The 320-nt window shown below is 64.4% G+C and carries 1 protein-coding gene; it reads left to right on the top strand.

What is annotated here, in order from left to right; translation table 11 throughout:
• On the top strand, positions 1–320 hold a 320-nt coding region (locus tag HMPREF2716_RS12270), incomplete at both ends, for a methyl-accepting chemotaxis protein (RefSeq protein ID WP_239670487.1).

The raw sequence follows: 320 nt of genomic DNA, 5'->3' as shown, positions 1-320 counted from the left end.
TCGATGGCCAACTCCGACGAGCAGTCCAACCGCACCAACAGCGTCGCAGCAGCGATCAACGAACTCGGCGCCGCCGCCCAGGAAATCGCCCGCAACGCCGCCGATGCCTCGCACCATGCGTCCGACGCCAACCACCAGGCCGAGGACGGCAAACAGGTGGTCGAGCAGACCATCCGCGCGATGAACGAGCTTTCCGAGAAGATCAGCGCCTCCTGTGCCAACATCGAGGCCCTCAACAGCCGCACGGTGAACATCGGCCAGATCCTCGAAGTGATCAAGGGCATCTCCGAGCAGACCAACCTGCTCGCCCTCAACGCCGC

This window comes from Pseudomonas sp. HMSC076A11, from assembly GCF_001810205.1.
Classification (GTDB): Bacteria; Pseudomonadota; Gammaproteobacteria; order Pseudomonadales; family Pseudomonadaceae; genus Pseudomonas; species Pseudomonas aeruginosa.
Note: the sequence above shows the minus strand (reverse complement) of the source record. Positions and strands in the feature narration are given on the sequence as shown.